Annotated in this window: 9 protein-coding genes and 1 pseudogene; 4 read left to right on the forward strand and 6 right to left on the reverse strand. The window is 74.1% G+C overall.

The annotated features are described in order from the left end of the window. Positions 1-360 precede the first annotated feature (360 nt). Positions 361-2,103 (reverse strand): MFS transporter, encoded by a 1,743-nt coding sequence (locus tag AMK16_RS31200; RefSeq protein WP_073920686.1) that lies wholly within the window; start codon positions 2,101-2,103, stop codon positions 361-363. 284 nt (positions 2,104-2,387) lie between these two features. On the opposite strand from AMK16_RS31200, the gene AMK16_RS31205 reads away from it, so the two are divergent. Both AMK16_RS31205 and AMK16_RS31210 read left to right on the forward strand, forming a co-directional pair. Then, positions 2,388-3,503, forward strand: a complete 1,116-nt coding sequence (locus AMK16_RS31205; RefSeq protein ID WP_073920687.1) for a hypothetical protein — start codon at positions 2,388-2,390, stop codon at positions 3,501-3,503. Between the two features lie 283 nt (positions 3,504-3,786). Beyond that, positions 3,787-4,866, forward strand: a complete 1,080-nt coding sequence (locus AMK16_RS31210; RefSeq protein WP_073920688.1) for a phosphatase PAP2 family protein — start codon at positions 3,787-3,789, stop codon at positions 4,864-4,866. 330 nt (positions 4,867-5,196) lie between these two features. Here the strand turns inward: AMK16_RS31210 and AMK16_RS31215 are convergent. Both AMK16_RS31215 and AMK16_RS31220 read right to left on the reverse strand, forming a co-directional pair. After that, a pseudogene (locus tag AMK16_RS31215) lies at positions 5,197-6,150 on the reverse strand (helix-turn-helix transcriptional regulator); the annotation flags it as partial. Between the two features lie 277 nt (positions 6,151-6,427). Continuing rightward, positions 6,428-7,153, reverse strand: coding sequence for a LysM peptidoglycan-binding domain-containing protein (locus AMK16_RS31220; RefSeq protein ID WP_073920690.1), 726 nt, complete (start codon positions 7,151-7,153; stop codon positions 6,428-6,430). A 294-nt stretch (positions 7,154-7,447) separates the two neighbouring features. On the opposite strand from AMK16_RS31220, the gene AMK16_RS31225 reads away from it, so the two are divergent. Next, a complete protein-coding gene (locus tag AMK16_RS31225; RefSeq protein ID WP_073920691.1) occupies positions 7,448-8,260 on the forward strand; it encodes a hypothetical protein in 813 nt (270 codons plus the stop codon). A 155-nt stretch (positions 8,261-8,415) separates the two neighbouring features. Continuing rightward, entirely contained in the window at positions 8,416-8,805 is a 390-nt protein-coding gene (locus AMK16_RS31230) for a hypothetical protein (protein WP_073920692.1), read from the forward strand. 21 nt (positions 8,806-8,826) lie between these two features. Here AMK16_RS31230 and der read toward each other — a convergent pair whose 3' ends face one another. The 3 genes from der to cmk form a co-directional block, all read right to left on the reverse strand. Beyond that, entirely contained in the window at positions 8,827-10,290 is a 1,464-nt protein-coding gene (gene der, locus AMK16_RS31235) for a ribosome biogenesis GTPase Der (RefSeq protein WP_073920693.1), read from the reverse strand. A gap of 76 nt (positions 10,291-10,366) precedes the next feature. Beyond that, complete coding sequence (locus AMK16_RS31240) at positions 10,367-10,954, reverse strand: lysophospholipid acyltransferase family protein (protein ID WP_443333626.1); 588 nt, start codon at positions 10,952-10,954, stop codon at positions 10,367-10,369. Between the two features lie 56 nt (positions 10,955-11,010). Continuing rightward, on the reverse strand, positions 11,011-11,727 hold the full coding sequence (gene cmk, locus AMK16_RS31245; protein ID WP_073920695.1) for a (d)CMP kinase: 717 nt from the start codon (positions 11,725-11,727) through the stop codon (positions 11,011-11,013). Positions 11,728-11,973 lie beyond the last annotated feature (246 nt).

The following is an 11,973-nucleotide window of genomic DNA, read 5'->3' on the forward strand; positions in this document are numbered from 1 at the left end:
GCCGCCCGCGCCGGCCTCGCATGCCGACCCGGCCCGCCCCGCAGGCCACCTCCTACCAGCGCTAGTTTTACGCTGCGCAGCCGACGCTAGACGCCCGGCTCCCCCCACGTCCACCCCCACCCTCCGCAGGCCCCAGCCCGCCCCCGCCCCCACCACCGAATCACCGAAACGGCCGCCCAGCCCCGCGAACCGCTGCCAGCCCCGCCGGCATTTGAGGCGCGGGGATCCACGAGCCGCCCCCTTCCCCACCCGTCAAAGCACCGGGACCGCTGCCAGCCCCGCCGGCGTTTGAGGCGCGGGGGTCCGGGGGCGGAGCCCCCGGCAGCGGCGCCGCGCGCGACCCGGACGCGGCCCGGACGGTCAGCGCACGCGCTCCGCAGGAGCCTGGCACGGCTCACCGGCCCCGACAGCCCGCGCCGGACCCGCGCCCCGCCGCCCACCCTGCCCGGGCACCGGAACCGGCGCCACAGAACCCGCACCCGCACCCGCACCGGCACCGGCACCGGCACCGGCACCGGCACCGGCACCGGCAGGCTCCCCCTCCGCCCCGCACTCCATCACCCGCGGCAACTTCAGCGCCATCAACGCCCCCGCCAGGAGCAGTCCCGCGCTCACCACCAGCGTCACGTGCAGCCCGTGCACGAAGGAGTGCCGGGCCGCGGCGTAGAGGGACTGCCCCGCCGGCCCGCCGAGGTGGGCGGCGATCTGGTAGGCCTCGCCCAGAGAGTTCGCGGCGCCCGCCGAATCCGCCGCCGAAACCCCCGGCACCCCCATGAGCCCCGGCGCGTACGCGGCGTTCATCACGCTGCCCAGGAGCGCGATGCCCATGCCCGCGCCCAGCTGGTACGAGGTCTCGCCGATCGAGGCCGCGCCGCCCGCGGTGGCCACCGGGGCCTCGCTCAGCATGGACTCGTAGGCGGCGAAGAGCGTGGTCTGGAGCCCGAAGCCGAGCAGGACGAAGCCGACGGTCAGCAGGACGGGCCGGTCGTGCTGGCCCATGAAGGTCAGCAGGAGCACGGCGAAGGCGGTGAGCAGGAAGCCCAGCGAGACCATCCTGCGGGGGCCGGTCCGGGCCAGGGTGTAGGAGCCGGTGGCACCGGCGGCCATGGCCGCGAAGGTGAGCGGCAGCAGCCGCAGGCCGGTCTGCAGCGGGCTCAGGTGGAGCACCAGCTGGAGGTACTGGACGGCGATGAGCTCCAGCCCGACGAGGGCCAGCATGGCCAGCACGATGCAGCCGACGGAAGTGGAGAAGGCGGCCCGGGAGAACATCCTCATGTCGATCAGCGGGTGGGGGCGCCGCCTCTGCCTGCGCACGAAGAGGACCAGCAGGGCCGCGCCGAGCGCCAGCGGCACCAGGGCCTGCGCGTCGAGCAGCTCCCGCTCCGCGCCGAACCGCTTGACGCCGAGCACCGACCCCAGCACGCCGGCGGCGGCCAGCAGCGCCCCGAGCACGTCCCACGGCCCGTCGCAGGACCCCTTCGACTCGGGCAGCAGCCAGCGGCCCAGCGGCAGGATCAGTGCCATCAGCGGGATGTTGATGAGGAAGACGGAGCCCCACCAGAAGTGCTGGACGAGGAAGCCGCCGAGTACCGGTCCGCCGGCGGCGCCGATCGCGGCGACGGCCGTCCAGATGCCGATGGCCAGGGCCCGTTCGCGCCGGTCGGGGAAGACCTGGCGCAGCATCGAGAGCGTGGCCGGCATGATCATCGCGCCGCCGACCCCGAGCAGGGCGCGGGCCGCGATGAGGAGCTGGGCGTTGTCGGCGAGGGCGGCCACGGCGGAAGCCGCCCCGAAGAGGCCGTAGCCGATGAGGAGGATGCGGCGGCGGCCGACGCGGTCGCCGAGGGTGCCGAAGAGGATCAGCAGCGCGGCGCAGACCAGCGGGTAGGCGTCGACGATCCACAGGAGCTCGACCGAGCCGGGCCGCAGGTCTTCGGTGACGGAGGGGACGGCGACGTGCAGGATCGTCGCGTCGAGCGCGACGAGGACCAGGCTGACGCACAGCACGGCGAGGACGACCCACCGGTTGGCCCCGCCCGAGGCCGCGCGGAGCCGCTGCCAGGGGGAAGGGGTCCTGGCCCCGGCCGCGTTCGTCCCCGACATGCATGTACCTCCCAGGTGATCCCTCGCGCTCGGCGGACCAGCGTCTTGCGGAGCCACGGGGGGGTGGTGCGCTGTGCGGCGTCCAACGGGGTCCGGCATCGACACGCGGGTGGACGGTCAGCGTACGCGAGTTCGCCTGTCCGACACGTGGCCAAGCTCTCATCCCGTCGGCGGCCTCCCTGTGGTGTGCGCCACTCCCCGCGCCCCCGCCCCTCCCCCGCGTACACACGCGCTCACGTCGCGTGGTTCCGGGCCGCGGCCCGCGGCCGGCGCCACCGATAATCATGCCCGTGAAAGATCTTGGATTCCGCCGGGCCGCGCCCGCTCTCGCCGCCTTCGCGGCGGTCCGCCTGCTCGGGCTGGCCGTGCTCGCGGCGTGGGGCGCGGCGGCGGGGAGCAGCCCGCACACCTTGCTGTCCGCCCGGTGGGACTCGCTCTGGTACGCCCGCATCGCCGCGGAGGGCTACGGCTACGAGATCGCGCTGCCGAACGGCGACATCCACTCGAACCTGGCCTTCTTCCCGCTGCTCCCCTGGCTGGAGCGGCTGGTGGCGGCGGCGACCGGGCTCGCGTACGGCTCCGCGGGCCTGGTGGTCTCGGCGATGGCGGGCCTGGCCGCGGCCTGGGGGATCTTCGCGGTGGCGGATCTGCTCCACGGCCGCCGGGCCGGTGTGCTCGCCGTGGCCGTCTGGGCGGCGCTGCCCGTCGGGATCGTGCAGTCGATGGCCTACAGCGAGTCGCTGTTCACCGCGTCGGCCGCCTGGGCGCTGTACGGGGCCCTGCGCGGCCGGTGGCTGACGGCGGGGCTGCTCGCGGCGGCGGCCGGGCTGACCCGCCCGGTCGGCGCGGCGGTGGTGGCGGCGGTCTGGGTGGCGGCGGTGCAGGCCTGGCGCGGCGGGGAGCGGTCGTGGCGGCCGGTCGTGGGCGCCCTGCTGGCTCCGGTGGGGGCGGGGGCGTACGTGCTGTGGGTCGGGGCGCGCACCGGGGGCGGGCTGCTGGGATACCTGGACGTACAGGGGGGCTGGGGCAACGGCTTCGACGGCGGCCTGGCCTTCGCCCGGTTCATCGGGGGGAGGCTCGCGTCGCCGGTCTTCGCGGCCGGACTCGGTCTGATCGCGGGGGTCGCACTGGTCCTGTGGCTGTACGGGCAGTGCGTACGGCAGCGGCAGCCGGCGCCGCTGCTCGTGTACGGCGGGATCGTCGTGGCACTGGCGCTCTGCGCGTCCGGCTACTTCGGCTCCAAGCCCCGGCTGCTGCTGCCGGCCTTCCCGCTGGTGCTGCCGGTGGCCGTCGCCCTGGCCCGGTGGCGGTGGCGGCGGGCGGCCCTGGTGCTGGGCGCGGCGGCGCTGGCATCGGCGCTCTACGGGGCGTTGTGGCTGAACGGGTCGGGGCCCCCGTAGACCGCGGCGGGGCGGCCGCGTGGACTCCCCTCGGACATGCCGCGGGCGGCGCACGCAACGGAACGGATCATTCCGATCCATCATTCGGCAAAGGGAACGAGCCGCGGCGATAAATCCCCGGTAAGTATGCGAAAGAATTGCCAGGGCACTGGATCAAGCTCTCTCCAACCAATGCCGGAATGCCGGGAATTCACTGCGCGTGAGACCAACTCCACATCACATGGTCATCACAAAGCCCGCGATTCGACCGGGGCGCCCAGCGGCGCGCGGTAACGTCGATTGAGTGCGTACCGACCAAATCCTGACCCGTCTGGAGCGGGTGTTCGCCCGGCTGGACCGGGAACCAGAGCGACCGGCTCATCTGCAGACCCCGCAGATGAGCCGGCACCGCGTCGTGCTCCTCGGATCGACCTTCGCCTTCTACCTGGCGATCGTGGTGGCCGTGCTGACCACGTCCTGGCTCGTCCGCCTGGACTGGCAGATCATGTTCTTCCGCCCTTACGAGCAGTGGCCGCAGCTGCACGCCTTCCTCGACTACCTCGTCGTCCTGGGCCAGCGCGGACCCACCGCCGTCATGGTCGCCGCCTGGCTCGGCTGGCGCTCCTGGCGCCAGCACACGCTGCGTCCGCTGATCACGCTGGGCGTGGCGCTGCTCCTGCTGAACGTCACCGTCGGGGCCGTCAAGCTCGGCCTCGGCAGGCTCGGCCCGCACTACGCGACGGAGATCGGTTCGGCCGAACTCTTCGCGGGCGGCGATATATTCCCTTCCGGCCACACCGCCAACGCCGTCGTGACCTGGGGGATCCTGGCCTACCTGGCTTCCACCGTGGTCACCCGGCGGGTGCTGTCCGTGGTGTCCGCCGTCGTCTCGCTGAGCGTCGGCGCCACCACCGTCTACCTCGGCACGCACTGGGTCAGCGACGTACTGCTCGGCTGGTCCGCGGGGCTCCTGATCCTGCTGGCCCTGCCCTGGTTCGAGCCGCTCATCGCCCGGGCCGAGGCCTACGTCTTCGAGCTGCGCGAGCTGCTGCGCCGCCGTGCGGAGACCGGCCGGATGCCCGCGCCGGTCGCCTCGGCGCTCACCCCGCTGCTCTCCGCGGGCGGCAAGTGGCAGCTCCAGCGCGCCGTCCGGGCCGCCGGCGAGCAGGTTGCCGAGCCCGCGCGGGCTCCGGAGCCGGCCCACTCCGCCGCCTCCCACGCGCACACCCCGGCGCCCCGTCCGGCGGCCCTCGCCCCGGCTCGGCCGCACGTGATCCGCTCCGAGCGGACCCCGGTCACCCCGGCCGGCAGCCGACGCCCGGCGCACACCGAACGGGCCGCCGCCCGGGGTCCCGCCGCGGCCCGCCCGGCCACCGGCGGCTGAACCGCCCGACGCGGGACGGTACGCACCACCACACCGCGCATGACCGAGGCGGGCCGGGTCAGCGACCCGGCCCGCCTCGGTCATGCGCGGTGTGCGTCAGCGCCACGCCAGGACGTTCGTCCGTCCCGGGTCACGCTTGTGTCACGGAATATCGACAGCCGGCAATTGTTTTCCCGGCCGCGACACGCCCGCCGGACCAACCGTCTGAAATTTCCCCCGAAACCATCCGGAACGCACCGGGAATTCCCGCCGGAGATTGCCGGGGCGCCCCCGCCCGGGGGCGGCTGAATCCCCCTCAGGTTCGCTACATTTCCTTCACGAACGGGGCTCCACGGCCCGGGCCAACAGATCCCTCGCGGCCCTGATCCGGTCCGTCAGCTCCGGCGGCTCGACCACCTCGAACTCGCAGCCGAGCAGCATGAGGTGAATCACCAGGACGTCCAGGCTCACCGCCCCGGTCCGCAGCAGGCAGCTCTGCCCGTCGACCGGTTCCAGGGCTCCGTCGCTGGGCCCGACGGTCTGCGCGGCCTCCTCGGCGGACACCGCCAGCCGCACCACCGCGCGGGCGGCGTACACGCGCTGCGAGACCCCGTGCGAGACGTAGGCGGCGAGGTCCTCGTCCGGCGGCGGGCGCGGGGTGAACCGCGGTCCGTGGGGCGGCCGGGGCTCGATCCGGTCGGCCCGGAAGGTGCGCCAGTCCTCCCGGTCCAGGTCCCAGGCGACGAGGTACCAGCGGGCTTCCGTGCACACCAGCCGGTGCGGTTCGACGACGCGCCGGGTGACGTTGCCGTCGTGGTCCCGGTAGCCGAAGCGCAGCCGCTCGCGGTCCCGGCACACGGCGGCGAGTTCGGTCAGCACCGAGGCGTCCACGGTCGAGCGCTGCGGCCCGCGCAGCATCGGCACGGTGAACTCGTTGAGGGCGGACACCCTGCGCCGCAGCCGCGAGGGCAGCACCTGTTCCAGCTTGGCGAGGGCCCGTACGGAAGCCTCCCCGATCCCCTCGACGCCGTTCCCGGCGGCCGTCCGCAGTCCCACGGCGACGGCCACGGCCTCGTCGTCGTCGAGCAGCAGCGGCGGCAGCTCGGCGCCCGCCCCCAATTGGTACCCGCCGCCGGTCCCGGGGCTGGCGTTCACCGGATACCCGAGCACGCGCAACCGGTCCACATCCCGCCGCACGGTCCGCGGCGTCACCCCGAGCCGGCCGGCGAGATCGGCGCCGGTCCATTCGCGGTGGGCCTGCAACAGCGACAACAGGCGCAGCAACCGTGCGGAAGTCTCAAGCATCCCCGAAGTCTGCCCGCCCCACCCCACTCCCGCCCCGCCACCCCCGACCACCCGGCCCCGCCGACCTCCCGGGCGCGGGGCCGCACCCACCCGGCACCCCCACCCCACCACCCCGACCACCCAGCCCCACCGACCTCCGAGACGCGGGGCCGCACCCACCCCGGCACCCCCACCCCGCCCTCCAACCACCCAGCCCGCCGGCGTTTGAGGCGCGGGGGTCCGGGGGCGGAGCCCCCGGCAGCGGCGCCGCAGCCGGACGACGTGCTCCGCCTCCCCCTCAGGACACGGACGCGGAGGCCAACCCGACGGGAGCGGCCGGCGGGGCAACGGCCGACGGCACGGGCGACAGCACGGGCGACGGCGCGGGCGACACCGGCGCGACGGGCGACACCGGCGGAACGACCACCGACACCGGCGGAGCCTCCGGCAGGGCCAGCAGCGTCCCCACCACCAGGCCCCCCGGATCCGCCCCCACCACCTCCCGGTTCGCCTCGTACAGCGCCCGCCACCCGCCCCGTACCCGCCGCTTGCGCGCGATCGACACGAGTGTCTCCCCCTCCCTCACCACGTGCATCCGCCCCGCCAGCCCGTAACGCTTCGAGCACGTCGGCCACGCCCCCCACCCCTGCCCGCCCAACAGGTCCTCCGCGACCCGGATCTGCTGCACCCGGGTCGCCAGGTCCGCGCGCCGCGCGAAGACCAGTCCGCCGTACTCCTCCCACGTCGGCTGGCGGAACTGCAGCCCGCCGTAGGAGCCGTTGCCGGTGTTGACCGCCCAGTCCCCGCGGCTCTCGCAGTCGGCAACGCAGTCCCAGGGCCACTCCCCGCTCGGCCCGCAGTCCCCCGGCCCCGTTCCGATCACCCCCGGCGGACCGGAACCGGGCGCGGGCGCGGGAGGCACGGGGGCCGACGCGGGGGCAGCCGCGGCCGCATCGGCCGGCAGGGCCAGGACCAGCACGGCGGCGGCCGCCCGCGCGGCCCAACGGATCCGGAGTTCGGGCATCGGGTCACGCTACGCAGCCCCCGCCGACCTCCCGCCCCGCCACGCGGCGGCCTCCTTCGCCCCACCCGGTCGGCGGTCCCGCCGCCCCACCCAAACGGTCATCTCCGACCACCAACTGCTCGCAATCAGCACACAGTTGACAGGAAAAGGACGCTCCGGTCGGACCGTTCACTCCTCCGGGGGCCCGGTTCGATTCCGTTCCCTCAAATGGCGTGACTCCGGCCGCCGCTGCCCCGTTGAGTCCGGCGAGCCGGGAACCGCCCGGCCCCCGCACCTATGCCGAGGAGCCACCCCGTGCCGCGCATGCTCGACGTCAGTGATGAGGTACGTGCCGAGATCGGTGACGAAGAAGCCGACAGGCTGCTCGTCGGCGAGGACGCGCCGCGCAGTTACGACTGCACCTCCTGCCGCACCCCCGGAGACCCCGAGAGCGACCGCACCAGCACGGTGCTGTTCGTCGGCGAGGAGACGGCCGTCCTCGCCTTCGCCCACGCCACCTGCATCCCCTCGCAGGTCGTCTCGGTCTCGGAGGAGCAGCTCCAGGGCGCCGTCGCCAGCATCACCGGCGACAGCCCGGCCCCGGCCGCCCCGGCCGCGGGCGAGGCCCCGCAGAACGTCCCCGGCGGCCAGGCCGTCCTCGGCATCACCAGCGGCCTGGTCCTGATCGGCGGCGAGCTCCACCCCGCCCTGGTGGTCGAGCCCACCGCGCCGATCGCCCGGCCCGGCAGCGAAGGTCCCGGCGACGACTTCCTCCCGCTCCTGATCGAGCAGGGCTTCATCCCGGTCATGGACACCGCCCAGCTTCCCTCCGCCCTCAACGGCTGGTCGGTCCTGCTCGCGGGCGGCCAGCTCCACGCCGTGCTCCAGCCGGGCATCGAGGGCGGCCGCCCCGTCGCCTGGTGGCAGGCGCACCAGGCGCTGTCGGTCACCGACGGCTGGCGGGCCGCCGTCAACAAGACCCAGCGCGTGCTCATCTACGCCGCTCCGGTCGGGTCCATCGGCCAGCAGCCCCGCGAGGACCTGCTGCGCGACGCCCTGGACAAGGCCGCCGCCGCGGGCAAGCTCGTGGCCGCCTCGATGCCACTGGCCGGTACGCCGGGCGCCTGATCCACGAAGAGCACCGGAACGGCCGCCGGGCCCCCGCGAAGGGGGCCCGGCGGCATGCGCCGGGGGTGTGCGGTCCGTCCCGCACACCCCCGGCGATCTGCGTTTTGCGCCCCCTCACCCCGCATCCGCAGGGCGCTGGTTTCGTTGGCTGGTACGTGCATTCATACGACTCCTCCCGCGCCCCGTCCCGTGCGAGCACCGTCTCGCACACCCCGATCTACGACGCCCTGTACTCGGAGTACCTGCGCTCCTTCCGGACGCTGCCGGGCGATCGCTCGGGCGAGGAGGACCTCGGCTTCACGGCCTTCTCGTACGACGGGCACGACGGGCACGGCGGGCACGGCGGCACGAGCAGCTCGTACGGCAGCGGCTGGGACTCCTGCGCATGGCAGCCGTCCCCGGGCTGGCAGCCCACCTACGTCCCGCAGCCCCAGCCGGCGTACTCGTACGCCGGCAGCCCCGCGAACGCCGACGGGCGGCAGCGCCAGACCGGGATGACGCACATCCCGGCGGCCCTGCCGCCCGCTCCGCGCCGGGGTTACTGACCACCCCGCCGCCGCGTCCCGCTACTTCTTCTTCTTGTACTGGGCGCCGCGCTTCTCGCGCACCCGCACCGAGATGTGGATCGGGGTGCCCTCGAAGCCGAACTCCTCGCGCAGTCGGCGCTCGATGAAGCGCCGGTAGCCGTGCTCCAGGAAGCCCGAGGCGAAGAGGACGAACCGCGGCGGCTTGCTGCCCGCCTGGGTGCCGAACAGGATGCGGGGCTGCTTTCCGCCGCGGATCGGGTGCGGGTGGGCGGCGACGACCTCGCCGAGGAAGGCGTTCAGCCGGCCGGTGGGGACACGCGTCTCCCAGCCGGCGAGGGCGGCCTCGATCGCCGGGACCAGCTTCTCCATGTGGCGGCCGGTGAGCGCCGAGACGTTCACCCGGGGCGCCCAGGCGACCTGCTGCATCTCGGTCTCGATCTCGCGCTCGAGGTAGTAGCGGCGCTCCTCGTCGAGCTCGTCCCACTTGTTGTAGGCGATCACGATCGCGCGGCCGGCCTCGACGGCCATGGTGATGATGCGCTGGTCCTGGACGCTGATGTTCTCGGTGGTGTCGATCAGGATGACCGCCACCTCCGCCTTCTCCACGGCGGCGGCCGTGCGCAAGGAGGCGTAGTAGTCGGCGCCCTGCTGGAGGTGGACCTTCTTGCGGATGCCGGCGGTGTCGATGAACTTCCAGGTGATCCCGCCGAGCTGGATCAGCTCGTCGACCGGGTCGCGGGTGGTGCCGGCCAGCTCGTTGACGACGACACGGTCCTCCTTCGCGACCTTGTTGAGCAGCGAGGACTTGCCGACGTTCGGACGGCCGATCAGCGCGATGCGGCGCGGGCCGCCGGGGGCGGCGGCGCCGAAGGTCTGCTCGGGGGCCTCCGGGAGGGCTTCGAGGACCGCGTCCAGCATGTCGCCGGTGCCGCGGCCGTGGAGCGAGGAGACGGGGTGCGGCAGGCCGAGGCCGAGCGACCACAGGGAGGCCGCGTCGGACTCGCCGCTCTGGCCGTCGACCTTGTTGGCGCACAGCACGACGGGCTTGCCGGCCTTGCGCAGCAGCCGGACGACGGCCTCGTCGGTGTCGGTGGCGCCGACCTTGGCGTCCACGACGAAGACGACGGCGTCGGCGGCCTCGATGGCGTATTCGGCCTGGGCGGCGACGGAGGCGTCGATGCCGAGGACGTCCTGCTCCCAGCCGCCGGTGTCGACGACCTTGAAGCGCCGGCCGGCCCATTCGGCCTCGTAGGTGACCCGGTCGCGGGTGACGCCCGGCTTGTCCTCGACGACCGCCTCACGGCGGCCGATGATGCGGTTCACCAGGGTCGACTTGCCGACATTGGGCCGGCCGACGACGGCGAGGACGGGGAGGGGGCCGGAGGCGGCCGCCTCGATCGCGCCTTCGACGTCCTCGATGTCGAAGCCCTCTTCCGCGGCGAGCTCCATGAACTCCGCGTACTCGGCATCGCCAAGTGCTCCGTGGTCGTGCTGGTCGTTCATGAAGTCCGTTCCTCGTCGTCCGTGGTGGTCGGTGGTCCCGCGCGGCGCGCGGTTCCACTACTAGGTCAAGTCTCGCTCAGCGCCCGGTGAGGCGCTTGGCGTCGGCCAGGTGGGCGGTGAGCCGGTCCTGGATGCGTGCGGTGGCCTCGTCCAGGGCGCTGCGGGTACGGCGGCCACTGCCGTCCCCCGCGTCGAACGCCGACCCGTAGACGACGTCGACCCGGCTCCCGAGGGCCGGCAGGCGCTTGACGAGCCGGCCCGGGGTGTCGCCGCTGCCCAGGACGGCCACCGGCACGATGGGTGCGCCGCTGCGGACCGCGAAGTACGCGAGGCCCGCGCGCAGGGAGGCGAAGTCGCCTTCGCCCCTGGTGCCCTCGGGAAAGATGCCGAGGGCACCTCCATTGTCGAGCACGCCGAGGGCGCGGCCTATCGCGGTCCGGTCGGCGCCGCCGCGGTCGACCTTGACCTGCCCGATCCCTTCGAGGAAGGGGCCGAGCGGGCCGACATACGCTTCCTTCTTGATCAGGAAGTGCAGGGGGCGGGGCGCGGTGCCCATCACCATGGGGCCGTCTATGTTGTGCGAGTGGTTCACGGCGAGGATGACGGGGCCGCAGGCCGGCACCTTCCAGGCGCCGAGCACGCGGGGCTTCCATAGCCCGTACATGAGACCGACGCCGATGCGCCTGCCGATCGCCGCACCCCGCAGAGAGGGCGCTTGGCTCACTTGCGGCCCGCCCGGTCGTCGCGGCGCTCTTCGACCAGCGTGACCACGCATTCGATGACCTGGTCCAGGGTGAGGTCGGTGGTGTCCACCTCGACCGCGTCGCCGGCCTTGGCCAGCGGGGAGGTCTTGCGGCCGGAGTCGGCGGCGTCGCGCTTGATCAGTGCTTCCTTGGTGGCCGCGAGGCCCGCGGCCTCCTTGCCGCGGAGCTCGCCGCTGCGCCGGGCGGCGCGCGCCTCGGCGGAGGCGGTCAGGAAGACCTTGAGGTCGGCGCCGGGCAGGACGGTGGTGCCGATGTCCCGGCCCTCGACGACGATGCCCTCGGCCTCGGCGGCCGCGCGGGCGGCGATGGAGCGCTGGAGCTCGGTGATGAGGGCGCGCACCTCGGGGACGGCGCTGACGGCGCTGACCTTGGAGGTGACCTCCTGGGTGCGGATGGGGCCGGCGGCGTCCATGCCGTCCACCGTGATGGTGGGGGCGGCCGGGTCGGTGCCCGAGACGATGGCGGGCTTGCCCGCGGCAACGGCGACGGCCTGCGGGTCGTCCGTGTCGACGCCGTTGGTGATCATCCACCAGGTGATGGCCCGGTACTGGGCGCCGGTGTCCAGGTAGCGCAGCCCGAGCTTGGCGGCCACCGCCTTGGAGGTGCTGGACTTGCCCGTGCCGGAGGGACCGTCGATGGCGACGATCACGGCTGCCGGAGCTGCGGTTTCCACGGTGCGGGCACCTTCCTGGTTGCGCGTACGTGTCCGGGCGCGCCAAAGCGCCCCTCTCCAAGGTTACCGGCCCCCGGGGGACTCCGGCCCCGCTCGTCCCGAGGGGGCCGCAGCGGGGGCCCCGGCGGGCGGGCGGGCGGGCGGGGCGCGGGGCCGGGTCCCGGCGCCAATCGGCGGGACCGGGCCGACCGGCGGAGCCCGGCCATAGGCGGCCCCGGGCCGAAAGGCGGCGCGCGGCCGATAGGC

It is taken from the genome of Streptomyces sp. CB00455 (assembly GCF_001905445.1).
Lineage (GTDB): Bacteria > Actinomycetota > Actinomycetes > Streptomycetales > Streptomycetaceae > Streptomyces.

Excerpts from the sequence above, each read along its gene's own strand:
- AMK16_RS31200 (WP_073920686.1), bottom strand. The coding sequence starts at position 2,103 with ATGTCGGGGACGAACGCGGCCGGGGCCAGGACCCCTTCCCCCTGGCAG.
- AMK16_RS31205 (WP_073920687.1), top strand. The coding sequence starts at position 2,388 with ATGCCCGTGAAAGATCTTGGATTCCGCCGGGCCGCGCCCGCTCTCGCC.
- AMK16_RS31220 (WP_073920690.1), bottom strand. The coding sequence starts at position 7,153 with ATGCCCGAACTCCGGATCCGTTGGGCCGCGCGGGCGGCCGCCGCCGTG.
- der (WP_073920693.1), bottom strand. The coding sequence starts at position 10,290 with ATGAACGACCAGCACGACCACGGAGCACTTGGCGATGCCGAGTACGCG.
- AMK16_RS31240 (WP_443333626.1), bottom strand. The coding sequence starts at position 10,954 with ATGTACGGGCTATGGAAGCCCCGCGTGCTCGGCGCCTGGAAGGTGCCG.